Origin of the sequence: Kluyvera genomosp. 2 (assembly GCF_036759865.1) — a bacterium.
GTDB classification, from domain to species: domain Bacteria; phylum Pseudomonadota; class Gammaproteobacteria; order Enterobacterales; family Enterobacteriaceae; genus Kluyvera; species Kluyvera ascorbata_B.
This window is the reverse complement of record NZ_JAPKIA010000010.1, coordinates 75168-100916: the sequence shown is the minus strand read 5'-3', so window position 1 is coordinate 100916 and position 25749 is coordinate 75168. Positions and strand designations below refer to the sequence as shown.

General features: G+C 58.2%; 25 protein-coding genes. 13 read left to right on the top strand and 12 right to left on the bottom strand.

The genetic code is table 11. The features are described 5' to 3' along the window. Window positions 1-105: 105 nt before the first annotated feature. On the bottom strand, window positions 106-915 hold the full coding sequence (gene phnX, locus V6942_RS12685; protein ID WP_182966660.1) for a phosphonoacetaldehyde hydrolase: 810 nt from the start codon (window positions 913-915) through the stop codon (window positions 106-108). Between the two features lie 9 nt (window positions 916-924). Beyond that, complete coding sequence (phnW, locus tag V6942_RS12680; RefSeq protein ID WP_333501318.1) at window positions 925-2028, bottom strand: 2-aminoethylphosphonate--pyruvate transaminase; 1104 nt, start codon at window positions 2026-2028, stop codon at window positions 925-927. A 140-nt stretch (window positions 2029-2168) separates the two neighbouring features. On the opposite strand from phnW, the gene phnR reads away from it, so the two are divergent. The 5 genes from phnR to phnV all read left to right on the top strand — a co-directional run bounded on the left by phnR (window position 2169) and on the right by phnV (window position 6802). Next, window positions 2169-2888, top strand: a complete 720-nt coding sequence (phnR, locus tag V6942_RS12675) for a phosphonate utilization transcriptional regulator PhnR (RefSeq protein ID WP_106924837.1) — start codon at window positions 2169-2171, stop codon at window positions 2886-2888. A 122-nt stretch (window positions 2889-3010) separates the two neighbouring features. Next, on the top strand, window positions 3011-4024 hold the full coding sequence (gene phnS / locus V6942_RS12670; protein WP_333501317.1) for a 2-aminoethylphosphonate ABC transporter substrate-binding protein: 1014 nt from the start codon (window positions 3011-3013) through the stop codon (window positions 4022-4024). Between the two features lie 5 nt (window positions 4025-4029). Continuing rightward, entirely contained in the window at window positions 4030-5139 is a 1110-nt protein-coding gene (gene phnT, locus V6942_RS12665) for a 2-aminoethylphosphonate ABC transport system ATP-binding subunit PhnT (RefSeq protein ID WP_106924839.1), read from the top strand. A 2-nt stretch (window positions 5140-5141) separates the two neighbouring features. Next, on the top strand, window positions 5142-6002 hold the full coding sequence (gene phnU, locus V6942_RS12660; RefSeq protein WP_106924840.1) for a 2-aminoethylphosphonate ABC transporter permease subunit: 861 nt from the start codon (window positions 5142-5144) through the stop codon (window positions 6000-6002). Window positions 6003-6004: 2 nt separating this feature from the next. Then, complete coding sequence (gene phnV / locus V6942_RS12655; RefSeq protein WP_333501316.1) at window positions 6005-6802, top strand: 2-aminoethylphosphonate ABC transport system, membrane component PhnV; 798 nt, start codon at window positions 6005-6007, stop codon at window positions 6800-6802. Window positions 6803-6935: 133 nt separating this feature from the next. Here phnV and V6942_RS12650 read toward each other — a convergent pair whose 3' ends face one another. From V6942_RS12650 to V6942_RS12635, 4 genes are all read right to left on the bottom strand, one after another. Continuing rightward, window positions 6936-8324 carry a carbohydrate porin gene (locus V6942_RS12650; protein WP_106924842.1) on the bottom strand — a complete coding sequence of 463 codons (1389 nt, stop codon included), beginning with the start codon at window positions 8322-8324 and terminating at the stop codon, window positions 6936-6938. A 161-nt stretch (window positions 8325-8485) separates the two neighbouring features. Next, complete coding sequence (locus tag V6942_RS12645) at window positions 8486-8788, bottom strand: PTS lactose/cellobiose transporter subunit IIA (RefSeq protein WP_333501315.1); 303 nt, start codon at window positions 8786-8788, stop codon at window positions 8486-8488. Window positions 8789-8870: 82 nt separating this feature from the next. Then, window positions 8871-10193, bottom strand: coding sequence for a PTS sugar transporter subunit IIC (locus V6942_RS12640; RefSeq protein WP_106924844.1), 1323 nt, complete (start codon window positions 10191-10193; stop codon window positions 8871-8873). Between the two features lie 12 nt (window positions 10194-10205). Then, entirely contained in the window at window positions 10206-10520 is a 315-nt protein-coding gene (locus V6942_RS12635; RefSeq protein ID WP_106924845.1) for a PTS sugar transporter subunit IIB, read from the bottom strand. 296 nt (window positions 10521-10816) lie between these two features. Between V6942_RS12635 and V6942_RS12630 the strand changes: the two genes are divergently transcribed. The 3 genes from V6942_RS12630 to V6942_RS12620 all read left to right on the top strand — a co-directional run bounded on the left by V6942_RS12630 (window position 10817) and on the right by V6942_RS12620 (window position 14630). Then, on the top strand, window positions 10817-11767 hold the full coding sequence (locus V6942_RS12630; protein ID WP_106924846.1) for a LacI family DNA-binding transcriptional regulator: 951 nt from the start codon (window positions 10817-10819) through the stop codon (window positions 11765-11767). Between the two features lie 202 nt (window positions 11768-11969). Beyond that, window positions 11970-13346 (top strand): aromatic acid/H+ symport family MFS transporter, encoded by a 1377-nt coding sequence (locus V6942_RS12625; RefSeq protein WP_333501314.1) that lies wholly within the window; start codon window positions 11970-11972, stop codon window positions 13344-13346. 12 nt (window positions 13347-13358) lie between these two features. Beyond that, window positions 13359-14630, top strand: a complete 1272-nt coding sequence (locus V6942_RS12620) for a gallate dioxygenase (RefSeq protein WP_333501313.1) — start codon at window positions 13359-13361, stop codon at window positions 14628-14630. Window positions 14631-14709: 79 nt separating this feature from the next. On the opposite strand, the gene V6942_RS12615 is transcribed toward V6942_RS12620, so the two are convergent. Then, entirely contained in the window at window positions 14710-15939 is a 1230-nt protein-coding gene (locus tag V6942_RS12615; RefSeq protein ID WP_333501312.1) for a LysR family transcriptional regulator, read from the bottom strand. Between the two features lie 132 nt (window positions 15940-16071). On the opposite strand from V6942_RS12615, the gene galB reads away from it, so the two are divergent. The 4 genes from galB to V6942_RS12595 are packed head-to-tail and all read left to right on the top strand — an operon-like array spanning window position 16072 to window position 19472. Further along, a complete protein-coding gene (gene galB, locus V6942_RS12610) occupies window positions 16072-16812 on the top strand; it encodes a 4-oxalmesaconate hydratase (RefSeq protein WP_106924849.1) in 741 nt (246 codons plus the stop codon). Then, window positions 16809-17522: a 4-carboxy-4-hydroxy-2-oxoadipate aldolase/oxaloacetate decarboxylase gene (locus V6942_RS12605; RefSeq protein WP_333501311.1), complete on the top strand. Its 714-nt coding sequence runs from the start codon at window positions 16809-16811 to the stop codon at window positions 17520-17522. The genes galB and V6942_RS12605 overlap by 4 nt, the downstream gene beginning before the upstream one ends. A gap of 1 nt (window position 17523) precedes the next feature. Beyond that, window positions 17524-18597 carry a 4-oxalomesaconate tautomerase gene (locus V6942_RS12600; protein ID WP_182929772.1) on the top strand — a complete coding sequence of 358 codons (1074 nt, stop codon included), beginning with the start codon at window positions 17524-17526 and terminating at the stop codon, window positions 18595-18597. A 2-nt stretch (window positions 18598-18599) separates the two neighbouring features. Further along, complete coding sequence (locus V6942_RS12595) at window positions 18600-19472, top strand: NAD(P)-dependent oxidoreductase (protein ID WP_333501310.1); 873 nt, start codon at window positions 18600-18602, stop codon at window positions 19470-19472. A gap of 96 nt (window positions 19473-19568) precedes the next feature. Here the strand turns inward: V6942_RS12595 and V6942_RS12590 are convergent, their stop codons facing one another. Beyond that, window positions 19569-19856 carry a YicS family protein gene (locus V6942_RS12590; RefSeq protein ID WP_106924853.1) on the bottom strand — a complete coding sequence of 96 codons (288 nt, stop codon included), beginning with the start codon at window positions 19854-19856 and terminating at the stop codon, window positions 19569-19571. A 203-nt stretch (window positions 19857-20059) separates the two neighbouring features. Here V6942_RS12590 and V6942_RS12585 point away from each other — a divergent pair, with 203 nt between their 5' ends. Then, a complete protein-coding gene (locus tag V6942_RS12585; protein WP_333501309.1) occupies window positions 20060-20962 on the top strand; it encodes an Rpn family recombination-promoting nuclease/putative transposase in 903 nt (300 codons plus the stop codon). Window positions 20963-20999: 37 nt separating this feature from the next. Here V6942_RS12585 and V6942_RS12580 read toward each other — a convergent pair whose 3' ends face one another. The 4 genes from V6942_RS12580 to V6942_RS12565 all read right to left on the bottom strand — a co-directional run bounded on the left by V6942_RS12580 (window position 21000) and on the right by V6942_RS12565 (window position 25694). Further along, window positions 21000-21902, bottom strand: a complete 903-nt coding sequence (locus tag V6942_RS12580) for an EamA family transporter (protein WP_182929776.1) — start codon at window positions 21900-21902, stop codon at window positions 21000-21002. Between the two features lie 90 nt (window positions 21903-21992). Further along, the gene (murP, locus tag V6942_RS12575) at window positions 21993-23447 is read right to left on the bottom strand and encodes a PTS N-acetylmuramic acid transporter subunit IIBC (RefSeq protein ID WP_106924856.1); all 1455 of its coding nucleotides are present in this window, start codon (window positions 23445-23447) and stop codon (window positions 21993-21995) included. Between the two features lie 14 nt (window positions 23448-23461). Then, window positions 23462-24370 carry an N-acetylmuramic acid 6-phosphate etherase gene (gene murQ / locus V6942_RS12570; protein WP_106924857.1) on the bottom strand — a complete coding sequence of 303 codons (909 nt, stop codon included), beginning with the start codon at window positions 24368-24370 and terminating at the stop codon, window positions 23462-23464. A gap of 160 nt (window positions 24371-24530) precedes the next feature. Continuing rightward, window positions 24531-25694: a multidrug effflux MFS transporter gene (locus tag V6942_RS12565; RefSeq protein WP_333501308.1), complete on the bottom strand. Its 1164-nt coding sequence runs from the start codon at window positions 25692-25694 to the stop codon at window positions 24531-24533. Window positions 25695-25749: the final 55 nt, after the last annotated feature.

The following is a 25749-nucleotide window of genomic DNA, read 5'->3' as shown; positions in this document are numbered from 1 at the left end:
GCGCAGCGCCCCCGGCAATGCGCCGGATGGCGGCGTAAACGCCTTATCCGGCCTACGAGCTGTGAACCTGTAGGCCGGGCAAGCGCAGCGCCCCCGGCTATGTCGTTACGGGCGTTCGCCCTTCGCCAGACGCGCGTTGATATCGGCAATTACCCCCGGCAGTTCCACCAGCGAATCCACTACATAGTGCGCCCCGGCGGCATACAGTTTGCTGGCCGCCAGTTCGCGGCGGCTGGCAATCTCTTCTGGCGACATCGCCTGATACGCCTCCCAGGTGGCACCAAATTCATTACCCGATACCGCCAGACCCACCGTCCACATCCCGGCGTTAAGCCCTTCGGTAATACCCGGCGCAGCGTCATCGACCTTCACACAGTGGGCAACGGCATCAATCCCCAGGGTAATCACGTTTTGCAGCGCCATCCACGGCCCTGGGCGCCCACCCGCCGCAAGGTCATCCGTCGCCACCCAGTGATCGGGGCGATAGCCGTGCCCGGCGGCGGCGGGGACCAGCCGCTCCATCACCGCGCGCGGGTAGCCGGAGCAGGAACCAATTTTAATCCCCTCTGCACGAAGCGCGGCGATCGTATCGATAACCCCGGCAATTGGTGCGGAAAAATCGACAACTTTGGCAATTTGTAGCGGCATAAAGGCGGCGTAAATGGCATCAATATCTGCCGCCGTCATCGCGCGGCCAAATTTCGCCTGCCAGCGCGCGTCCACCGTCGGTAATTTGCCTAGCGCTTCAATATGTTGCCACTTTCCCAGCCCCATCGGCACCCGGGCCTCAGCGAGCGTGATCTCGACATCAAACGCCTGATGAAAAGCTTCGACAAAAATCTGCGTCGGCGCGAAGGAACCGAAATCGACGGTGGTGCCCGCCCAATCGAGAATAACAGCGTTAATACGATTCATGATGGCTCCTTATTTCGTCCAGTACATGGCATTACGAATGGCGGTAAGCAGGGCGGAAATATCGGCATCGTACACCTCGCCAATGTTGCCGATACGGAAGCAGTCGCTCTGTGACACCTTGCCGGGATAGATAACAAACCCCTGATCTTTCAGTCGGCTATAAAATTCTTTAAAGCGGTACTGTGGGTTCTCGGGTGAATAGAACGCGGTGATGATCGGCGAATGCAGCGCATCGTCCAGCAGGGTGGTAAAGCCCAATTCCCGCATACCGGCAACCAGGCGGTGCTGGTTTTGCTGATAGCGCTGAAAACGCGCCGCCACGCCGCCTTCTTCCGCCAGCTCCTTCAGCGCCTGGGCAAAAGCCAGTACAGTATGGGTGGGCGAGGTAAAACGCCACTTGCCGTGGTTATCTTCCATGCAGCGCCACTGGGCGTAGAGGTCCAGCGACAGCGAGCGGGAGCGGCCTTTGCAGGCGGCAAGTTTTTCCGCGCGGGCAATCACGAAGGCAAAGCCCGGTACGCCCTGAATACATTTATTGGCGGAGCTGATCAAAAAATCGATATGCAGTTCAGCGATATCCATGGGAATGCCGCCAAAGCTGCTCATGGCATCAACGATATAGGTTTTGCCGTATTGCTGCGCCAGCGCACCCACTTCCGCAATCGGGTTGAGCATGCCGGTGGTGGTTTCGCTGTGTACCATTGCGATATGGGTGATCGCCGGGTCAGCATTGAGGATCGCGTCGATCGCCTGCGCATCCGGGCGGGCGACTTCACCGCAGTCATAGGCATGGTGAGCGATGCCCATCAGGTTTGCCATTTCTACCATCCGCGCGCCGTAGGCACCGTTGCTGACAATCAGCACCTTGTCCTTTGAGCTCAGCGCGCTGCCCAAAACCGCTTCGACGGCATAGCTGCCGCTGCCTTGCAGTAATACGGAAGTGTAGCCTTCAGACGCTGTTGCCAGCGCGGTCAGCTGCTGGCGGATCTGCTCCACCACGCCGATATTGTAGTCATCATCCCAGGTACAGCTATCGAACAGCATCGCTTCTTTCACGGTGCGTGAGGTGGTCAATGGGCCAGGAGTCAGCAGCAGATAGTTACGCGAAGTCATGTTATTTACCTTTGGTCTATACCAGATTTGTTATTATCATGACGATCTTCCTTGCGATGGGTCAAAGGAAAAATCGTGTTGCAACAAAAAATTCATCTGCGTCTGTATAATGGCGGCAACAAAATTGGAAACGAGCAAGCATGAAATCTCTCCCCGGCGATCTCCCGCAGTACCAGCTCATCAAGGCGCAGCTTCAGGCACGCATTCAGAGCGGCGCGCTGAAAAGCGGCGATAAGCTGCCGTCTGAACGTGAACTGTGCGCGATCTTTAACACCACGCGCATTACCCTTCGCGAAAGCCTGGCGCAGCTAGAGGCCAGCGGGCTTATCTGGCGCGCCGATCGCCGCGGCTGGTTCGTGACGCCCGAACGTCTGTGGCTTGATCCGACTCAGAACACCAACTTCCATAAGCTGTGCCGCGAGCAGGGGCGGGAGCCAAAAACGGCGCTGCTGAGCGGCGCGTTAACCACCGTGCCGGTAGAGGCAATGGAGCCGCTTCAGCTCCAGCCGTTCGATCAAATTTATCTGTTGACCCGCCTGCGTTCTGCTGACGGTCGTGCGGTTTGCTATTGCGAAAACCATTGCCTGCCGGCCCGGGTACCGGAGCTATTGCAGTACGATCTCAACGGCAGCCTGACCGAGGTATACGAGTCACACTACAACCTTGTCTATACCAGTATGCATCTGTCGTTCTATCCCACCGCGATGCCCGCGCAGGCCGCGCAGGCGCTGGGGGTGATGGAAGGGCGCCCGGCGCTGCTGCTGCGCCGCCTGAACTACGATCAGTACGGTCGTGTGCTCGATCTGGATATCGAATACTGGCGCCATGACAGCCTGCGCATTGAGGTCGATACGCACTAGCGCCATCCGGCATTTCACAGATTTATGCCGTCATTCATCGTTTTGTCACATTAGCCGTTTAGCGTAAAAAGCAAATCTGGTATAGGCCAGAAAAATGCAACGAACGCTATGAGGCTATTACGATGAAACTTACCCGACTTGCTTTGCTGTCTGTTTTTGCCCTCGCCAGCGCCCCATCCTGGGCGGAATCGGTGGTGACGGTTTACTCTATCGACGGCTTACACGACGGTGATAACAGCTGGTACCAGGCGCAGTTTGATGCGTTCACCAAAGCCACCGGCATTACCGTGCGTTACGTTGAAGGCGGCGGTGGTGTGGTGGTTGAGCGTCTGGCGAAAGAGCACACCAACCCGCAGGCTGATGTCCTGGTGACTGCACCGCCGTTTATTCAGCGTGCTGCTGCCGGCAAGCTACTGGCCAACTTCAAAACCGACGCCGCTGCTGCCATTCCGGGTGCCAACGACTTCTATTCACCGCTGGTGAAAAACTACCTGAGCTTTATCTACAACGAGAAGCTGCTGAAAACCGCGCCGGCCAGCTGGCAGGATCTGCTCGACGGTAAGTTCAAGAATAAGCTCCAGTACTCCACGCCGGGCCAGGCCGCAGACGGCACCGCGGTGATGCTGCAAGCCTTCCACAGCTTCGGCAGCAAAGACGCCGGTTTTGACTATCTCGGCAAGCTGCAGGCTAACAACGTTGGGCCATCCGCCTCAACCGGCAAGCTGACCGCGCTGGTCAATAAAGGTGAAATCTACGTCGCTAACGGCGACCTGCAAATGAACCTCGCGCAGAGGGAACGTAACCCGAACGTGAAGATCTTCTGGCCCGCCAATGACAAAGGCGAGCGCAGCGCGCTGGCGATTCCTTACGTCATTGGTTTAGTCCAGGGTGCGCCGCAAAGTGAAAACGGCAAAAAACTGATTAACTTCCTGCTCAGCAAAGAGGCGCAGACCAGCGTCAGCGCGTTGTCCTGGGGAATGCCGGTGCGTAGTGACGTGACGCCGAGTGATGCGCACTACAAGGCCGCCACCGCTGCGCTGGAAGGCGTACAGAGCTGGCAGCCGAACTGGGACGACGTGGCCGTCTCGCTGTCGGCGGATATTTCCCGCTGGCATAAAGTGACCGAAAGCGAGTAATTCCGATGTTGATGAAAACGACCGCTATTCCCGCCCCTGTTGCTCAAGGGGCGTCGGGGATTGTCCTCGACTCGCTGCGCGTGGCGTATCACGGCAACGTGGTGCTTAAACCGCTCTCTTTGACCATTGAACCCGGCGAAGTGCTGGCGCTGATTGGCCCTTCCGGTTCGGGAAAAACCACGGTACTGCGCGCGGTGGCAGGATTTGTCCAGCCTGCGGGCGGTCGTATTCTTATCGGTGACGCGGACGTCACGCATCTGCCGCCCTATCAGCGGGGTCTGGCGATGGTGGTACAAAACTACGCGCTGTTCCCGCATATGAAGGTAGAGGATAACGTTGCTTTCGGCCTGCGCGCGCAGAAGCAGCCGAAGGCCCTGATTAAAGAACGGGTGACCGAGGCGCTAAAAACCGTTGGTATGAGCGAGTATGCCACCCGCTATCCGCATCAGCTGTCCGGCGGCCAGCAGCAGCGCGTGGCCATTGCCCGTGCGATTGCCGTGCGCCCGCGCGTGCTGCTGCTGGACGAGCCGCTTTCAGCGCTGGATGCGCAAATTCGCCATAACATGGTGGAAGAGATTGCCCGTCTGCACCGCGAACTGCCGGAGCTGACCATTCTCTACGTGACTCACGATCAGACCGAAGCGCTAACTTTGGCCGATAAAATCGGCATCATGAAGGACGGCTCCATGATTGCCCATGGTGAAACCCGGGCGCTGTACCAGCATCCGCCGAATCGCTTTGCCGCCGAGTTTTTAGGCCGCGCGAATATTCTCAGCGCCACCTCGCTTGGTGCGGGTGAAACGCCGGGGCTGGTGGATGTGAGCTGCGGCGGCGCGATCGTTCGCGCGTTCAGCCAGGGCAGCCATCATGGGCATCATAAACTGCTGTGCATTCGCCCGCAGCACCTGAGCCTGACGCCGCGCTCGGCGTGCAGCAATCGCTTTAACGCCACGTTGCAATCGGTGCACTGGCAGGGGGATTTAACCCACCTGCTGTGCGACGTAGCCGGTGAGGCGGTGCGGATAGTCATGACGCACGTGAATCCGCTACCGCGCCCCGGCGATACGCTGGCGCTGTGGTTCGAACCGGATGATGCCGTCCTGATCGAGGTATAGCCATGTCGCTTTCATTCACGCTCGATAAACCGGCGCGTCGCCTGCGCCCGCTTCTGTGGCTGCTGCTGCCGTTGTTTGTGCTGGCAACGCTGTTCTTCTGGCCTTTGTCGCTGATAGTGGACCAGGCGCTGCGCGATACCAGCGGCCAGCTCGGCCTGGAGACATTCTGGCAGGTGGTTGACTCAAAACGCTTTGTGGGGGCGCTGCTCAATACGCTGCAAATTGCCTTTTTCGCCACCGCTGGCTGCCTGTTGCTCGGCAGCGTAATGTCTCTGATTCTGGTGTTTATTCCTTTCCCCGGTAGCGAACTGATTAGCCGGGTGGTGGATACCTTTATCGCGCTGCCTACTTTCCTCATTACCCTGGCATTCACCTTTATCTATGGCTCGGCGGGGCTGCTCAACGGCTTGCTGATGCGGCTGTTCAGTTTTGAACTGCCGCCGGTTGATTTTCTCTACTCCCTGCAAGGGGTGATTCTGGCGGAAATTACGGTGTTTACGCCGCTGGTGATGCGCCCGCTGATGGCGGCGCTGCGGCAAATCGACAAAAGCCAGCTGGAGGCTGCCAGCATTCTGGGCGCGCGTCCGCTGCGGGTTATTGCCCAGGTGATTTTCCCGGCGGCGCTGCCAGCGCTAATGGCCGGCGGCAGCCTGTGTTTGCTGCTGACCACCAATGAGTTCGGCATCGTACTGTTCATCGGCGCAAAAGGGGTGAATACCCTGCCGATGATGGTCTATAGCAAAGCGATTCTGGAGTCAGACTACGGCGTCGCTTGTACGATCGCATTAATCAACATTGTGCTGTCGCTGGGGCTGTTCTCCCTGTATCGCCTGGCGGCCTCGCGCACCGGTATAAGGAGCTAACCATGCTGATTTGGTCACGCAAAGGGCGTGCGGCGGCAGGTGCTGTCGCCACCGTGCTGTTTACCGCGTTCTTCTTGCTGCCGTTGGCGGTGATTCTGATGTCGAGCCTTAGCCAGCAGTGGAACGGCATTCTGCCGAGCGGTTTTACCCTGAATCACTTTGTGAACGCTCTGCGCGGCGCGGCGTGGGACGCGCTGCTCGCCAGCCTGACGATCGGGTTTTGTGCCAGCCTGTTTGCGCTGCTGTGCGGCGTCTGGGCCGCGCTGGTGCTGCGTCAGTACAGGGAAAAAACGCAAAAGTGGCTAAGCATGATGTTCTATCTGCCGAGCGCCATCCCATCGGTGTCCGTGGGGCTGGGGATTCTGGTGGCCTTCAGCCAGGGGCCGCTGCAGATGAACGGTACGCTGTGGATTGTGCTGACGGCGCACTTTGTTTTGATTTCTGCTTTTACCTTCAGCAACGTGTCGACGGGGCTGGCGCGGGTGTCCGCCGATATCGAAAACGTCGCCTCAAGCCTGGGCGCTTCGCCGTGGTATCGCCTGCGTCACGTCACGCTACCGCTGCTGATGCCGTGGATGGTTTCCGCGCTGGCGCTGAGCTTATCGCTGTCGATGGGGGAACTGGGCGCGACGATGATGATTTATCCGCCTGGCTGGACCACGCTTCCGGTCACCATATTTAGCCTGACCGATCGCGGTAATATTGCCGACGGTGCGGCGCTGACGATTGTGCTAGTGGCGATGACGCTGCTGTTGATGATGAAGCTGGAGCGCATCGCGAAAAGGCTGGGGCAAAAATAAAAAGGTAGGCCGGATAAGGTGTTTACGCCGCCATCCGGCAATCTGCACAGATTCCGCCGGATGGCGCTCCGCTTATCCGGCCTACAAAAAGGTTCCCTCTCCCCTAGGGAGAGGGTTAGGGTGAGGGGTTAACTTAGAACCACGCCTCAAACATACCGCCCACGTTCAGCGAATCCAACTGCTCGTCTTCAGTGCCGTTCACCCTCGCCGTACGCTTGTTATCAACCTGACCGCCGGTCACGTAGAAGCGCAGCATCGGGCGGAACTCCGGGCCCATGCCGATGGCGATGTTTTGCGACAGCGTCAGCTTCCAGCCGTGGTTATCCCCGCCCTGGTCGTAATCAACGCGCTGATAGCCCGCTTCCAGCCAGGTGGAGTGCACGTCGTTCCAGAAATACATCGGGCGGATAATCGCGCCGTAGTTTTTACGGTTATCGGTTTTGTCCTTGCTGTTGTCGTAGTCGTGGAAGGCCAGCAGATATTCGACCTGCGCCTGCTGGGTAAACTTATAGTTCCCCTCGAAGCTGGCGTAGATGGCGGTCAGACCGTCGGTTTTGTTGTAAACGCTGTTATCCGCGTTATCGGAGTAGCGCAGGATCACTTTGTTGACGCCGCTGTCGTCACTGTTGGTGTGGCTCAGCAGCAGGCCTCCCTGCCAGGCATCAAGCTGCGCGTCGTTATCCACCGCTTTGGAATCAAAGCCGTAGTTGGCGTACACCTCAACGTCGATTGGCCCGGCTTTGATGTTATGGGTTTTGGTCGTCAGCGCGTAGTGGCCGTTATCGCCGGTATCCGAACTGCCGGTACAGGTAATGCGTGATGGGTTGGTTTCATCGGCCATCACTTCCGGGCTACAGGATTTCACCTGCGATACGGCCGCGACGTCAAACTGCACGCCGCCAATATCAAAGTTTTTCACCCCGGCACCCTGACCGTCGTGGTTCATCCAGAAGTAATCGTTAATACCCTGCTGCGGACGCTGGTGGAAGTCGCGACCGGCCCAGATATAGGCGTTCGGGTTCGACTCCAGCACGTTGGTGACGCCGACGTAGGCCTTTTTCAGGTTCACCTCGTCGCTCCAGTGATCGAACATCACGTTGATATCCCAGATGGCGCCTTTGCTGCTCTTAAAGGCTTTGGTTATCTGGAATTCACCGCCGTTGCTTTCGTTGCCGAGACGGCCAATCGCCGAGGCGCCGTTGTAGGAGCCGTCGACGCCGACGTATTTCTGATCGCCGGTCTGGAAGTGGGCGCCGTAGCGCGCGTAGCCGCTGAATTTAAGGCCGAACGGGACCGCCATATCCGGCGACTGGGCGGCGGTCTGTGGGTTGGTTTCCAGGTCGACCTTTTTCGCGGCGGCGGCGTCCATTTTGGCCTGGCGGTCGGCCAGCGCTTTATCGACGGCCTTGGCCACAATGGCGTCGATTTGTTCCTGAGTAAATTCTTGCGCCAGGGCTGAAGAAAGCGGGCAAAGTGCGGCCACAACCGCCATGGCTAATGGAAGTTTTTTAACAGTTTTCATGGTTATCTCAAATTAATTAATTATATTTTCAGACAATAACCATCCCGTTTCGGTGCAATATAAAAGACGCCACCAAAACAAGCTGATTTTATTTTTATCTCGTAGAGGCACAGTTAAATAATTATCGTCAGTAATATCTCCGTAGTCAGGATAATTAAAAGTTAACGTTGATAAAGGTGAATAATCTCTTCCGAAAGTTCGCGCGCCAGCAGGGAGTTCATCAGATGATCCTGCGCGTGCACCATAATCAAGGTCATTGGCTGGCGGGCTTCGCCGGCATCCTGCTCAATCAGCTGGGTCTGCCTCTGGTGCGCCTGGCGAGCGTAGCCGTCGGCCTCACGCAGCAGGTTTTTGGCTTCCGTTATTTCGCCTTTTCGCGCGGCGTGCAGCGCTTCAAAGCACAGCGATCTGGATTGACCGGCGTTAATGATAATTTCCATTACCGCATCTTCTAACCTAACCATAATAGGTCCCCCTGACTCGTGAAAGTCATCGTGTAATAAAGGGTTAAAGATAAATGATTACGTAATATTAAATATTTCTTATTCAGCTAGCGGTTTCGGCCAGCGGTGCAGTCGATCTTAATTTCTGTTCTTCTGTTTTCATTAATGAACGTTCATAGGCGCGGAGGAACGGTAAATACATTGCCGCCGAAACGAGCATACAAATAATACACATGATGACCGGACTTAACGCCCAGTTCGCGGCCCAGGATGCGCCAATCGGTGCTGGCGTGGTCCACGGCGTCAGAGAAACGACCTGCGCCAGCCAGCCGAGGCGGGTCGCGGTATAGGCAAGAATCGCGTTAACCATAGGAATGCAGACGAACGGAATAAACATCATCGGGTTCATAATAATCGGCGCGCCGAACAGAATCGGTTCGTTGATGTTAAAGAAGCTTGGTACGACGCCCATTTTGCCAATGGTCCGCAGATGCGCGACGCGGCTACGCAACAGCAGGAATGCCAGCGGCAGGGTGCAGCCTACGCCGCCAATCAGCAGATAGTGATCCCAGAAACCTTGCAGGTAAACGTGCGGCAGCACGGTGCCAGCGGCCAGCGCGGCCTGGTTGGCGGAAAGGTTGGCCATCCAGAACGGGTTCATGATCCCGGTAACAATCAGCGATCCGTGAATCCCGGCAAACCAGAAGATCTGGCACATCAGTACCGACAGCAGAATCGCCGGCAGGGAGTCAGAGGCGGAAACCAGCGGTGCCAGCACGTGCATAATCGCCTGTGGCAAAATCATGCCGGTCTGCGCTTCGATAAACAGGTTCAGTGGGTGCAGGGTGCCGATGACCACCAGCACGGGAATCAGGATCTCGAACGAGCGCGCCACGCCGGTCGGGACTTCTTTCGGCAGGCGAATCGTGACGTTATGCTGCTTCAGCCAGGCGTACACGCGGGTGGCGTAAATGGCGGTAATCAGCGCGGTGAAGATCCCCTGACCGGAGAGGTACTGGGTGGAAATCTTACCGTCGGCGTACGGCGCGGCCACCAGCAGAAACGCCATAAACGCCAGCAGGCCGGACATCACCGGGTCGAGGTTAAACTGCCGGCCGAGGCTCGCGCCAATCCCCACGGAAATGAAGAACGTCATCACGCCCATGCTGAGGTTAAACGGCAGCATCAGCTGATCGCGGTACTGCGTGGAGAAGTCGAGCCAGCCACGCGCGAAGCCGTTGGTGGTATCCGGGGAGAACGGCGGGAAAATAAACACCAGCATAAATGAGCCGATGATCATAAACGGCAGCGCGGCGGTAAAGCCGTCGCGAATGGCGATGACGTATTTTTGTTGCCCAAGACGGCCGGCCAACGGGGTAATGGATTGCTCAATCACGGCAACCATTGACTGATAAAGAGAACTCATCTGGAAACCCTTTTAGTGCGTCGCGGAAATCAGCGACAGAGCGTAATCGAGTACCTTGTCACCCCGTTGCATGCCGTAATCCATGGTATCAATCGGCTGGACGGGAATATTCTGGGCGGCGGCCTTATCAGACAGGGTTTTTAACATGTACTTCACCTGCGGGCCCAACAACACCACCTGATACTGCGGGTACTGGATATCAAATTCGGACACGCCGTAGGCATCAATTTTCACCGGCAAGTCCCGTTCTTTCGCGGCTTCCACCATTTTTCTGACCAGCATGCTGGTCGACATTCCGGCGGAGCAGCACAGCATAATTTTGTACATCGATAACCCTCCTCTAAATGTAAAAAGTTGTTGCGAGTTTGATTTGATATGAAACTGAAACCGGTTTCTATTCATAAAAACAGGATCTGTGATAGCCATCAATTTCTCCTGCTTATGAGGCTAATTATTTCGTCCTGGCTCACAAAAATTCGCCGTTTTGCGTTCATATGGACATCATATGGATAATCGGTTTCCACGAAAAAAGAGAAACGGATATACTGGGAGATGGAATCATTTAAGCCGTTGCGGTGCAGTGGTTTTTTGCGGCAGGCAGTACGCTTTTTCAGGGGAGAAAGATGTCTACAATCAACGATGTATCACGTCTGGCCGGGGTATCTAAGGCCACGGTTTCACGTGTGTTGAGCGGTTCACGAGGGGTAAAGGAAGCCAGCCGGCTGGCGGTGCTGCGGGCCGTTGATGAGCTGAACTACCGGCCAAATGTGATTGCCCAATCGCTGCTGAGCCAGTCGACCGGCTGCATTGGCGTTATCTGTGCGATGGAGAATATCAACCAGACGACCGGGTATCTGTATGCGCTGGAAAAACAGTTCAGCCAGCATCAGAAACATTTGCTGCTGCGTTTTGCCAACACGCGTACGGGGGTGATGTCGGCGTTGGACGAGCTCTCCGGCGGCCTGTGTGACGATGTGCTGATTATCGGCGCGCGTTTTCCGCTGGAGATCGAAAGCGACAACGTGGTGTTGATCGACTGCCCGGAGGCCGATACGGCCAACAGCATTCAGTTTGACCACGTGTTTGCGGCGGAAACCGCCTGCAACTACCTCGCCAGCCAGGGACGTCGGCAGATTGCGCTGATTCAACCTCAGAGCTGTGGTTTTGCCGACGACGTGCTGCTGGGCTACAAACACGGGCTGGAGAAAAACTTCCTGCCGTTTAATCGCAACCTGGTGTTTATGGACAGCGTCTCGTCCACCGTAGCGCTGCAAGAGCTGCTGAATAATGCCGGTATCGTCAGCTTTAATGCCCTGCTGGTGGCTGACGATCAAGAGGCGCAGCGGGTTATTCCGCAGCTTATGGCCTTCAACAGGCGGGTGCCGGAGGATGTGATGGTCTTTAGCCTTGCCGGTTCGCTACATCTGCCGGGGATCCCCACCATCCCGGCGATTGAATATTCCATGGACGCTATTGCTGCGCGGATTGTCCACTGGCTGGAAGAGAAAACGCAGACGTCCGTCCACACCGCGTTTCGCGGCGATCTCATTCTCCCGGGCGTTCGCCAGCGCTAACTTTTACCGCCCGCCGCGCTGTCGTCGGCGGGCCATTTCCGGCTCCCTCTTTTTGCCACCCCGCTCACAATATAAAAATAACTCATACCCACCCCCGGATTTTCGAACCAGACAGCGCCGGGCGACTGCCTTAACGTGAGTTGAACGTTCAGCCAATAACATAAACCAGAACATTCATACCTCCCTTTAAGGAAGTGACCCTATGAGTCTCTCTACCGGTGTAGATGTAAAAGCGTGGATTGATGCCCGACCGATCTCGCGCTTTCAGTGGAAAATTCTGTTTCTCTGCTTCGTTATTATTATGCTCGACGGCTACGACGCCGCCGTCATGGGCTTTATTGCGCCTGCGCTGCTGGAAGACTGGGGCATTAGCCGCGCGGCGCTGGGGCCGATTCTCGGTGCGGCGATGTTTGGCGTCGCGCTGGGCGCGCTGATCGCCGGGCCGATGGCCGACCGCTACGGGCGTAAGCGTATTCTGCTGGCCTCGGTGGCCCTGTTTGCCGTCTTCAGCCTGGCGGCGGCGATGGCGCAAACGCCGACTCAGCTGGCGCTGCTGCGCTTTCTTACCGGGCTGGGGCTGGGGGCGGTGATGCCAAACTGTGTGACGCTGGTGGCGGAATACATGCCGGAACGGCGTAAAGGGCTGATGATTACGCTAATGTACAGCGGGTTTAACGTCGGCTCTGGGCTGGGCGGATTTATCGCCGCCGCGCTGTTGTCCCACTACAGCTGGCACTCGGCGCTGATTTTTGGCGGCGCGCTGCCGCTGCTTGTACTGCCATTTATGATGGTGATGCTGCCGGAATCGGCGATGAACATGGTGGCACGGCGGGTGCCCACGGCCGACATTGCCCGCGTGCTGAATCGCCTGGGCGGCCAGTTTGCTGCCAACACGCTGTTTACACTCAGTACGCCGGAAATTTCCCGTCATGCAAAGGTGATTCAGCTGTTCCGCGGCGGCTACGCGCGCGGCACGGTGGCGCTGTGGTTGACCTACTTTATGGGCCTGTTTGTGATTTATCTGCTGAACGGCTGGCTGCCGACCATTCTGCGCTCTGGCGGGCTGTCATTACAGCAGGCGGCAATCATCACCGGCCTGTTCCAGCTTGGCGGCCCGCTGGGCGGTATTCTGGTCGGTTACCTGATGGATCGTACGTCGGCGAAAGGGGTGATCGCGGCGACCTATTTCCTCGGCTGTCTGTGCCTGCTGTCGCAAGGGCTGATGGACTTTGGCTCTGCGGCGCTGTCGGTGCTGATTTTCATCAGCGGGATGTGTATCAACGGGGCGCAGAACGGCCTGCAGGCTTATTCACCGGCCTATTACCAGACTGAAATTCGCGCGACCGGCGTAAGCTGGATGCACGGTATCGGTCGTACCGGGGCGATTTTAAGCTCCACCTTAGGCGGGGTGATTATGCTGGCGGTGCCGGGGCACTCGTCGATTTTCCTGGTGCTGGCCTTACCGGCCTGTCTGGCGGCGGGCTGCATTCTGTTACACCGCATGAATTCGCGTAACGTGGCGCAAGCGCCGCGTGTGGCGGGCGATGTCGCGTTATCGCAGACCGCCTCTCATCGATAAGTGGAGTCAACCATGGCCAGAATTATTGGCGGAATCGCCGTCTCTCATACCCCGACCATCGGTTTTGCGGTCGATAATCATAAGCAGCACGATGCGGCGTGGGCGCCGATCTTTGAGAGCTTCGAGCCGTTGCAACGCTGGCTCGACGAGAAAAAACCGGATGCGCTGGTGTATATCTTTAACGATCACGTGACCGCCTTTTTCTTCGACCACTACTCCACGTTTGCGCTGGGGATTGATAATGAATACGGCGTGGCCGACGAAGGCGGCGGCCCGCGCGGCCTGCCGCCCATCAAAGGCAATGCCGCGCTTTCAAGGCATATCGGCAGCAGCCTGATGGCCGATGAGTTTGATATGTCGTTCTTTATGAACAAAAAGCTCGACCATGGTCTGTTCTCGCCGCTGTCGGCGCTGCTGCCGTGGCAAAGCGGGGAATGGCCGACCAAAGTGGTGCCGCTGCAAATTGGCGTGCTGCAATTCCCGGTGCCGAGCGCGCGGCGTTGCTATAAGCTCGGCCAGGCGCTGCGTCGGGCCATTGAGAGCTTTCCGGAGGATATCAACGTCGCCATTGTGGCGACCGGCGGTCTGTCGCATCAGGTGCACGGCGAACGCTGCGGCTTCAACAACCCGGAATGGGACGCGCAGTTCGTCGATATGTTGGTGAACGACCCGGAATCGCTGGCCGAGATGACGCTGGCGGAGTATGCTGAACTGGGCGGCATGGAAGGGTCGGAGGTCATCATGTGGCTGGTGATGCGCGGTGCGCTATCGGCCAACGTCACGGAAACCTGGCGCGACTACTACCTGCCATCAATGACCGGCATCGCCACTCTGATTCTGGAAAATAATGCGCGTCAGCCGCCGGTGGATACGCTGACGCGGCATCGCCAGCACATGGCGCGCCAGCTGGCGGGCGTCGAAAAGCTGCCCGGCACTTACCCGTTCACCCATGAGCGCAGCCTTAACGGGATGCGGCTGAATACCTTCCTGCATAAACTGACGCAGCCCGCGTGGCGCGAGCGCTTCCTGCATGCGCCGCAGGCGTTGTACGACGAGGCGGCGCTGAGTGAGAAAGAACAGCAGCTGCTGACGGCGCGCGACTGGCGAGGCCTGATTCAGTACGGCGCCAGCTTCTTCCTGCTGGAAAAAATGGGCGCGGTGATCGGCGTGTCGAACCTGCATATTTACGCGGCGATGCGCGGGCAAACGCTGGAAGAATTCCAGAAAACCCGTAACCAGCAGGTGACCTACTCGGTGGCGGGTATCCAAACCCCGGCCAACTAGCATTGTGCGGCGTTTATGCCGGGTGGCGGCTGCGGCTTACCCGGCCTGCTTTTTTGTAGGCCTGATAAGCGTAGCGCCATCAGGCGCAGGGGGCCGCTACCCGTTGACGGATAACGTTCACCAGCGCCTGGGTGGCGGGCGAGGGCAGGCTGCCCTCGCGGAAGGTCAGCCCGATTCGCCGTTGCGTATTGGGCAGCTTCACCGGCAGTACGGTCAGCAGATGGTTGTCGATTTCAAATCGCATCTGGCTGGCGGAAACGGCGGCCAGCAGCGGTGAGTCGAGCAGCAACCCGCGCACCATTGCCGCATCGCCGGTTTCCACCACCGGCAGCGGTTGCGGCAGGCCCAGTGCGGTAAACGCTTTGTCCAGCAGGTGCCGCGCCGGAGCGTTACTGCGCGGCAGCACCCACTGCGCGTTGGCCAGCTGGCTGAGCGGATCCGGATGGCTGAGCAATGGGTGATCGTTGCGCACCAGGATCAGCATCTCTTCTTCAAACAGCGCCTCGCAGGTCAGCTCCGGCAGGGCGTCGTGCTGGCGCAGCGCGCCGATAATAAAATCAATATTCCCCGCCCGCATGTCCGACACCAGGGACTCATACGGACTCTCATTGGTCAGGACCCGAATGCCGGGATGCTGCGCCAGAAACGCGCCGATGGCGGCGGGCAGCAATTGCGTGCGGCTAAGCGGAAGCGCCCCAATACGTACATTTCCCACCAGAACGCCGCGTCTTGCCGCCAGATCGTCCCAGATGTGCGCCAGTTCGTTCAGCGCACGGCTGATGTTCGGGTACAGCGCATCGGCGGCGGGCGTTGGGCGAACGCCTTCCGGCGTGCGGCGAAACAGCGCAAATCCGGCCCCTTTCTCCAGAATCTTCAGCGCCGCGCTGATCGCGGGCTGCGTGACGCCAAGCTGGCTGGCGACGGTCTGGGTATGATTGATGTGATAGAGCTGGATAAAAATCTCCAGCCGCCGGGTGTTAAACAGCCAGCCGGGATCGGGCAGTTCTTTATGCGGAACGGCGCGCTCTTTTAGCCGGTGCATCAGTGCCGGAATGGCCTGTAAATCGCCTATCGCCCGCAGCGCGCGCGGCAAAATGCATTTGCCGTATTCGGTCAGCACCATGCCGCTGTAATGGCGTTCAAACAGCGTCACGTCAAGCGTCGCTTCCAGATCGCGAATGGCGCGGGTAATGGCCGACTGAGTGCGGAATAAATCGTCGGCGGCGCGGGAGACGCTCCCGCGGCTGGCAACCTGGCAGAAAAATCGCAACTGCATGATATTCATGTCTTTGTTGTGTTTTTTATTCATCGAGCCTGTGGTCGCCTCTTGCCGGGTGATTTGTCATCAACATAAATAAAAATCATAGCCTTCGCAAGTTAACGAATTACCCGCGGCGTTGTGGACATGACAAGCTGGAAAAAAACCAAGAAGGAAGCCCACATGTCTACTCTGATTACCCCAAAAAGCGCCCTTGTCGTCAGTGCTCACTCGGCGGATTTCGTCTGGCGCGCGGGCGGCGCTATTGCACTGCACGCAGAGCAAGGCTACCAGGTGCATATTGTTTGCCTGTCATTCGGCGAGCGCGGCGAGTCTGCGAAGCTGTGGCGCAAGGGCAATATGAACGAAGAGAAAGTGAAGCAGCATCGCCAGCAGGAAGCGCAGGCAGCGGCCGATATACTCGGTGCCAGCGTGGAGTTTTTTGATATTGGCGACTACCCACTGCGTGCCGACAAAGAGACGCTGTTCCGCCTGGCGGACGTCTATCGCCGCGTGCAGCCGCACTTCGTTCTGACACACTCGATGCACGACCCTTACAACTACGATCACCCGCTGGCCTCCAATCTGGCTCAGGAAGCGCGCATTATCGCCCAGGCCGAAGGCTATCGCCCCGGCGAGCCGGTAGTGGCCGCGCCGCCGGTGTACTGCTTTGAGCCGCATCAGCCGGAGCAGTGCAACTGGAAGCCGGACGTTCTGCTGGATATCACCCGCGTGTGGGAGAAAAAGTACCGCGCTATCCAGTGCATGCAGGGACAAGAACACCTGTGGGAGTACTACACCCGTGTGGCCCTGCAGCGCGGCGTGCAGGCGAAGCGCAATATCGGTATTACCGCCGCGCGTGATATCAGTCATGCGGAAGGTTTCCAGAGCATCTTCCCGCGTGTGACGGGAGATCTGTCATGAGTTTACTTAATAAAAAAGGCCTCGCCATTCGCCATATTCCGCGTACCGACGGCAGCAAACTGCGCCAGTTTGCCGCTGCGGGGGTGGCGACAATTCATGAATCCCACGAACGCCAGGGGCTGATGAACCCGGATATTCGGCCGATTCAGCAGGACGTAAGCCGCGCGGGCAACGCCGTGACGGTGCTGGTGACGCCGGGCGATAACTGGATGTTCCACGTCGCTGTTGAGCTGTGCCAGCCGGGCGATATTCTGGTGGTGGCGCCGACCTCGCCCTGCGGCGACGGTTTTTTCGGCGATCTGCTGGCAACTTCGCTGCAGGCGCGCGGCGTGATTGGCCTGGTGGGCGATATCGGTATTCGCGACTCGCAGACGCTGCGCGAGATGGGCTTTGCGGTATGGTCGCGCCAGGTGTACGCCCAGGGCACGGTGAAAGAGACGCTCGGCTCGGTGAACGTGCCGCTCACCTGCGGCGGGCAACTGGTGACGCCGGGCGATGTGGTGGTGGCGGATGATGACGGTGTGGTGGTGGTGCCGCACGCGCTGGCCGACACGGTGCTGGCAAGAGCACAAAGCCGTATCGCCAATGAAACGGCCAAACGCGATCGGATGCGCAACGGTGAGCTGGGGCTGGATATCTACACCATGCGCCCGCGGCTGGCGGAAAAAGGGCTACGCTACTTCGACTCGCCCGAAGACGTGAGGGATTAACATGTCTCAGCGCAGAATTCCCTGCTTATGGATGCGCGGCGGCACGTCAAAGGCGGCCTGCTTTCTGGCGTCTGACTTGCCTGCCGACGCGAAACAGCGCGATGCCGTACTGCTGGCGGTGATGGGATCGCCGGACGTCAGGCAGATTGACGGCATTGGCGGCGCCGACCCGCTCACCAGCAAGGTCGCCATTATCCAGCGCTCAATGCGCCCGGACGCCGATGTGGATTATCTTTTTGCCCAGGTGAACGTCGATCGCGCGGTGGTCGACTACGGCCAGAACTGCGGCAATATTCTCGCGGCGGTGGGGCCGTTTGCCATCGAACGCGGGCTGGTGCCGTTAACTGCGCCGGTGACTCAGGTGCGGGTGCATATGGTGAATACCGGGCAAATTGCGGTGGCGGAGGTGCGTTGCTCGGCGGAAGGGGTGGAATACGGCGGCGAAGCGCGCATCGATGGCGTGCCGGGCACCGCCAGCCCCATCATTCTCAACTTCCTGGATATTGCCGGTTCAACCTGCGGCGCGCTGCTGCCGACCGGCAACGTGATTGACCGCTTTGACGGCGTCGACGTCACCTGTATTGATAACGGTATGCCGGTGATCCTGTTACGTGCCAGCGATCTCGGGATATCGGGTTATGAAACCCGCGAGCAGCTTGACGCCAATAACGAACTGAAACAGCGGCTTGAGTCCATCCGCCTTCAGGCCGGGCCGCGCATGAATCTGGGTGATGTGGCCCAGCGCAGCGTACCAAAAATGACGCTCATCGCCGAACCGCGCGACGGTGGGGCCATCACCAGCCGCACCTTTATTCCTCACCGCTGCCATGCGTCGATCGGTGTATTCGGCGCGGTTAGCGTGGCCAGCGCCTGCCTGCTGCAAGGCTCGGTGGCGCAGGGGCTAGCGAAGGTGGCTGACGCGCGTGAACTGATGGTCAGCGTTGAACATCCAACCGGTGAGTTTAGCGTGGCGCTTCAGCGTGGCGATGACGGCGAGCTGGCGGGCTGCGGGCTGCTGCGTACCGCCAGGCTGCTGTTTGCCGGCGACGTATTTATTCCGGCTGCAAAGGAGTGACAATGAGACATATTGCGTTTATCGGTTTTGGCGAAGCGGGGACCATTCTGGCAAGCGAGCTGGCGCATCAGCATCGCGTTGTCGTGTGGGATTGCAAGCTCCGCGGGGGCGACCGTGAGGCCATGCTGGCAAAAGCCGAGCGGGCGGGTGTTCAGGCGGCGGGGTCGCTGGCGGAGGCGCTTGACGGCGCGGCGTGGGTGTTTTCGACCGTCACCGCCGGCGCCGCGCGGGAAGTGGCATTGCACAGTGCGGCACTCATGCAGGCCGGACAATATTTTCTCGACCTTAACTCCGTTGCACCGGATACCAAACGGCAGGCGTCTGAAGCCTTTGCACCCGGTGTTTACGTGGACGTTGCGGTAATGGCCCCCGTTCCCCCGGCGCGGATGAAAACCCCGCTGCTAGTGGGCGGCCCGCAGGCGCAGGTGGTCACCGATGTGCTTAACCAGCTCGGGTTTAACGCCCGCTACGGCGCTGATGCGGTAGGCAGCGTCTCGGCGATCAAAATGTGCCGTAGCGTGATGATTAAAGGGCTGGAGGCGCTGACCACCGAATGCCTGTTTGCTGCGCGAGCCTACGGCGTGGAGGCGGAAGTGCTGGCCTCGTTGCACGCCAGTTTTCCTTCGCTGGGCTGGGACGCTGCGTTTCCGGGCTACCTGATAAGCCGCGTCGCCGAGCACGGCGTGCGTCGTAGTGAAGAGATGGAAGAGGTGGTCAAAACCCTGCGCGATGTGGGCGGTGAAGGGCTGATGAGTCAGTCGACATCCCGCGTTCAGCGGGGGGTGCCGCAACAGATGCAGGCATACGGGCTTGATTATGCCGGGCTTGAGCCGTTCAGCTGGCAGCGGCTGGCGGATACGCTTAAGGGGCGGTGATACATGAGGCAGGCCTGATAAGCGTAGCGCCATCAGGCAATATTACCGCACATTGCCGGATGGCGGCTTCGCCTTATCCGGCCTACGATTTCAAGGTTATTTTGTCGGGCACTGAATGTCTTTAATCGCCTTTTCATAGGCCGCGCGGTCGTTCTTATCCAGCGCCCGCGTTGCGCTCTGCACCGCCGTTTTGTTGACAGCGGAGTCCAGAATCCGGTTGGCAAACTGGGTGTCGCTCAGCCCGGCGTGGGTCGGGCAGTTTTGCTTCACGTCTTTCACCACCTGCTGCTTTTGCTGCTCGAACTTCAGCCCTTCGAGCGGCGAAGCGACTACCGGCAGCGCCAGGCAGGCGGCCAACGAAATCGCGATACGGATTGTCTTCATCTCGGATGTCCTTATGTTGATACGCACCGTTAACTATAGCTGTATCCGTTATTTTGCGCCGCCGCTTCCAGCTACAGGTAGACGTTGCATCCATCCATCGAAATCCTCCGTGGTGGCTCGCAAAGAGGCGAAAACACGGCGGTGACTCGCCTGTGTCGGGCGTAGAGTGCGTCTATTCGCTTTTTGGGTGACGATGGAACGCCATGACGACGCGCGCAGCTTCAACGCCGCACGATGCGGTTTTTAAACAATTTTTGTGCCACCCGGAAACGGCGCGTGATTTTCTCGCCATTCACCTGCCGATATCGCTACAGGCGCTCTGCAACCTGCAAACGCTCAGGCTGGAATCTGCGAGTTTTGTTGAACCGGATCTCCGCGCGCGTTATTCCGACGTGCTATGGTCACTGCAAACGACGGCGGGTGACGGTTACATCTACGTGGTGATTGAGCATCAGAGTTCGGCGGATGCGCACATGGCGTTTCGGTTGTTGCGCTATGGATTATCGGCCATGCAGCGGCATCTGGATGCCGGGCATAAAGACTTGCCGCTGGTGATCCCGATGCTGTTTTATCACGGTCTGCAAAGCCCTTATCCCTTTTCATTGTGCTGGCTGGATGAATTTGCCGATCCCACGGTAGCGCGCCGTTTGTATAGCTCGGCATTTCCGCTGGTTGATATCACCGTGGTGCCGGATGATGAGATTATGCAGCATCGCCGCGTGGCGCTGCTGGAGCTGGTGCAGAAGCATATTCGCCAGCGCGATCTGTTCGCGTTAGTCGACCAGATTGCCCAGCTGCTGGTTACGGGATGTGCTACTGACAGCCAAATGAAAGCGTTGTTTAATTATCTGCTGAGATCGGGAGATGCGGTTCGTTTTCACGAGTTTCTCCAGGCGACGGTTGAATGTGCACCAGAACAGAAGGATAAGATAATGACCATTGCAGATAGGTTGCGGGAAGAGGGGCATTGGGAGGGAGTGCAGCAGGGGGTACGTCAGGAGGCGTTACGCATTGCTCAAACGATGCTGGAAAACGGTATTGACAGCGCCATGGTTCAACTTATCACCGGTCTTTCCGCCGACGAACTGGCTGCTCTTCGTCACTAAATTTTAACCCGATAACCGACGTTATCGGGCCATTTCACTACACCGTTTTCACCCTGCGTCGCGAATCCAGCGAAATCAGCACCACCGAGGATAAAATCAGCAGCGTGCCCAGCCAGTCTGGCAGGGTAAAGCTGATGCCGAGCAGCAGCAGCGATAAAAACGCGCTGCTGAGCGGTTCGGCACAGCTGAGAATGCTGGCTTTCGGCCCGCCGATCATCTGTGCGCCTTTCAGGTACAGGCTGAAGGTGAGAGACGTGCCGATCACCACCAGGTAGAAAAAGGCCAGCAGCAGGTTACCGGTAATCACGATATGGGTGCCCTGACCGGCGTAGAACGGCAGCAGCATTGCGCCGCCGAGCAGCATGCTCCAGCCGACGATCGGCAGCGTACCGTAGCGGGCAATCAGCGTTGAGGGATAGGTGGTGTAGAAGGCGGCGGCAAAGGCGGAAGCAATCCCCCAGAACAGCGCCGCGCCGGAGATAGACAGCGAGGTGGGGTCGCCGTGGGTCACCAGCAGAAAAGTCCCGATTAGCGAGGTGGCGATAGCGGCGAAGACAAACGCGCCCGGTCGTGCCTTACGCACGATGGCAAACCAGGCCACGATGATCGTCGGCGATAAAAATTGCAAAATGGTCGCGGTGGCGGCGTTCGATTTTTCAATCGCCAGCAGGAAGGTCAGCTGCACGGTCATTGCGCCTACCAGCGAAAAAATCAGCAGGCTGAAGGTATCTTTGCGGTTGCGGAAGAGGCGAAAAATACCGTCGCCGTGCAGGAAAGAGAAGGTGAGGAGAATAAAACCGCCGGAGAGCAGGCGGATCATCGTCAGAAACGGCGACCCCATCTGGCTATGTTCCATAATGTACTGCGCGCAAACGCCGGAACTTCCCCACAATATCGCGGCAATTAAGACGTTAAGCATCCCTTTTCTGGTGGCACCCATTTTCCTCAACCCTGTCATCGTATTTTGTTGTGACGGGCATCATAGCATGGTGGAAAGCTTGCCCCCAGCGGCGTGCCGGGGGCAAAAGGGTTAGCTGAGATCGACGTTTTTGCTGCCGAACAGCCAGGTCAGCAGGAAGCCGCCAAGGTAGGCGACGGCGAGGCCCGCGGCGTAAACCGCCATCCCCGCATAGATGCCGCTGTTTGAGGTCATCAACGGGATGGCCACCAGGCCGGACGGACCGAAGACCGTATTCAGGCCAACCGGCAGCCCCATCCAGGCGACAAGGCCAATGAAGAAGCCGCCGCAGGCACCGCCGAGGCAGGCGGTGATAAACGGCTTCATACGCGGCAGCGTCACGCCATAAATCAGCGGTTCGCCCACGCCGAGCAGGCCGGGAATGATCGCTCCTTTAATCTGCGTACGCAGCAGTGAGCCCTGCTTCGCCCGATAGTACAGCGCCAGCGCCGCGCCTACCTGGCCCGCCCCCGCCATGGCCAGAATGGTAAACAGCGAGTTGAAGCCCTGCGCTTCCATCAGCGCAAAATAGACCGGCACAAAGCCCTGATGCACGCCAAACATCACCGCCAACAGGAACAGACCGGCCAGCACCGCAGAGCCGAACGGGTTACCGTTGAGGTGCAGGAACAGCCAGGACATCCCGGTAAACAGATAGCCGCCAATAGGCATAATGACCACGAAGGTAACCGCGCCCATGATCAGCAGCGTCACTGCCGACGTGAGGATCATGTCGAGGTTGGCGGGCATGATGCGGCGCACCTGTTTTTCGACCCAGGCGCCGATAATTGAAGCGATCAGTACGCCGATGATGTTCCCGCGCGGGTCAATGGTGTGGCCGAAGAAGTCGGAGATTCCGGAGTAGAAGCCCACCGCCGCTTTGGGGTCATAGCCCAGAATAAACAGCGCGGCGATAATCGCCCCGTTCACGCCCGAACCGCCGAACGCTTTCTGCGCGTTATAGCCAATCAGAATGCTCAGGAAGGTAAACATGCCCTTACTGAACACTTTCATGTAGCTGATGATATCCACCAGCGTGGCGTTCGGATGCGCGTTCTCCAGTACGAACAGCTGTTCGGCCAGGGTCGCAAAGCCGAGCAGCAGGCCTACGGCAATAAAGCCAGGGATCAGCGGCGTAAAGATGGTGGCAAACTTGGCGAGGAATTTCTGTACGCTGCTGGTTTGCTTACCCTTGAGCTCCTGCTTTTTGGCATTCGCGATATCGGCCAGCGATGCACCAGAGTCAGCTTCATGCGCTGGCGTTTGCGGGGCCTCTTCCAGCATCAGGTTCATCATTTCTGAAGCGGTCTGCGCTTTGCCCGGGCCGAGGATAATCTGGAACTGCTCGTTGCTGACCACCACGCCCATGACGCCTTCGACCTGGCGGATGGCGGCGACGTCAGCATGGTCCTCATTGCGCAGCGTCAGGCGCAGACGGGTCATACAGTTACCCGCCTGCACGACGTTTGGCGCCCCGCCTACCAGGGTGAGAATGCGGGCTATCATCTCTTTATTTATTTTTGCCATTCTACGAACCCTCGTCAGTGGGAGGCGTGTTGAAGCGCTTTGCGGATAAAACCGTTGTTGTCGGCCAGCAGCTTTTTGGCGTCGTCGGCGCTCAGATTCGCCAGCACCATCACGATGGCGGTTTTGCAGTGGCGGCCGCTGGCATCCAGCGCCGTCTGCGCGGTCTGGCGATCGCACTCGGTGGCTTCCATCACGATGGAAATCTGTCGCTCAATCAGCTTGGCGTTGGTGGCCTCTACGTCGACCATCAGGTTGCTGTAGACCTTGCCGCTGCGGATCATCGAACCGGTAGTGATCATATTCAGCACCAGTTTTTGCGCCGTGCCTGCTTTCAGACGGGTCGAGCCGGTCACGACTTCCGGGCCAACAACCGGCGTAATGGCGATGTCGGCGCGCTGCGCCATCTCGCCGTGCGGGTTGCAGCTGACGATAGCGACCAGCGCATTTTGCTGATGCGCGTATTCCATTGCTCCCAGCACGTACGGCGTGCGGCCGCTGGCAGCGATACCGACCAGCACGTCATGCTCGTTAAAGCCCAGCGTACGTAAATCTTCCGCGCCCTGTGCGGCGTTATCTTCAACGTTTTCAACCGCTTTCAAAATGGCGGTGTGGCCACCGGCAATCAGGCCGACAACCTGCTCAGGACGGGTGCCGAAGGTGGGCGGGCATTCGCTGGCGTCAAGAATACCCAGACGGCCAGAGGTGCCAGCGCCGATGTAAATCAGTCGGCCGCCGTGACGGAAAGCATTCGCCACGCTATCAACCAGCTGCGCTATCTGCGGAATATACGGGGTGATGGCGTGAGCAACCTGCTGATCTTCGTTGTTAATGACCGTCAGCATCTCTTCAGTGGAGAGGGTGTCAATGTTAGCGCTGTTTGCGTTGCGTCGTTCAGTCAGCAATTTGCTCAAGTCAATACTCATAGGAAACCTCATCATTCACAGTGGCGAGCAGTATAAGGAATTAATTATTCCATTCATGTGAAGGTTATCACGATTAGAGGCACGAGGTAATCATGATTTACAGCGGTGGCGGGGAGTTTTGAGGTAATAAAATTGGAATATTTTATTACCTCTGTGAATTTTAGGGCGCGGTGCGCGGTTTAAGAAGCCCGAAAAACAGCGCAATTGCGTAGGAAATCGCCATCGCGAGACTCATTTTCAGCATGGTTTCACCGCCCAGTCCTGCCAGCGGCGTGGCAATGCCTCCGCAGACGAACATCAGCGTACCCATCAGCGCCGACGCGGTACCCGATTGCGCGCTGCTGACCGCGCTCATGGCTTCCGCACCGGAGACGGTGCTGATCCCGCTCATAAACGACACCGTGAAGAACAGGCCAATCAGCGCCATGACCGGCTGTTGCTGCCAGGCGAGCAGTAGGGTGACCAGCGCGCACAGCACCGCCAATAATAAACCCCGGCGCAGCAGCGTTTCCGCGGCGACGCGACGCGCCAGTTTTGAAAAGATCAGGGCGGCAATAATCAGCCCAATCCCGTTCAGGCCAAACAGCAGGCTGAACTGCATCGCGCTCATGCCGTATTCGCTCTGAATGACGAAGGAAGAGGAGCCAATGTAGGAAAACAGCCCGGCCATCATAAAGGCCTGAATCAGGCAGTAGCGCATAAAGCGGCGGTTTTTGAGAACCGGCGTTCCTTTCGGCTGCGTCGCTGCATCGGGGCCGTTGGCTGGCAGGGTTTCATGCAGTACGACAAGGCTTAAAAGCAGCAGCACCGCGCCGATTCCCGCCATCGTCCAGAACAAAATTCGCCAGTCAAACGCGGTGATAATATAGCCGCCGAGCACCGGCGAAAGCACCGGCGCAATGCCGTTAACGGTCATCAGCAGGGCGAAGAACTGAGTGAGCAGCGTGCCCTGATAGCGGTCGCGGGCGATCGAGCGTGATAGCACTGAACCACCGGCACCGGCGAAGCCCTGCAAAAAGCGCCAGGCAATCAGCAGATGAATATCGTGGGTGATGGCGCACATAGCCGACGAGAAGATAAACAGCAGCAACGACAGCGCCAGCGGCTTGCGGCGGCCAATGCGGTCGCTGAGTGGGCCAAAGAACAGCTGGCCGAGGCCAAGACCGAGCAGCGCGGCGGTAAGCGAGAGCTGGGTTTGCGTGCCGGTAGCGTTTAGCTGTTCGGTGATTTCCGGCAGCGCCGGGAGATAAAAGTCGGTACACAGTGGGCCAATAGCGGTTAGCAGACCCAGAACCACGACCCAGGAGGGGGAGATGCGCGGCATGAAAGCTCCTTTTATTTTTCATAATCAATGAGGGGAACGGTGCTGGCTGCACCCT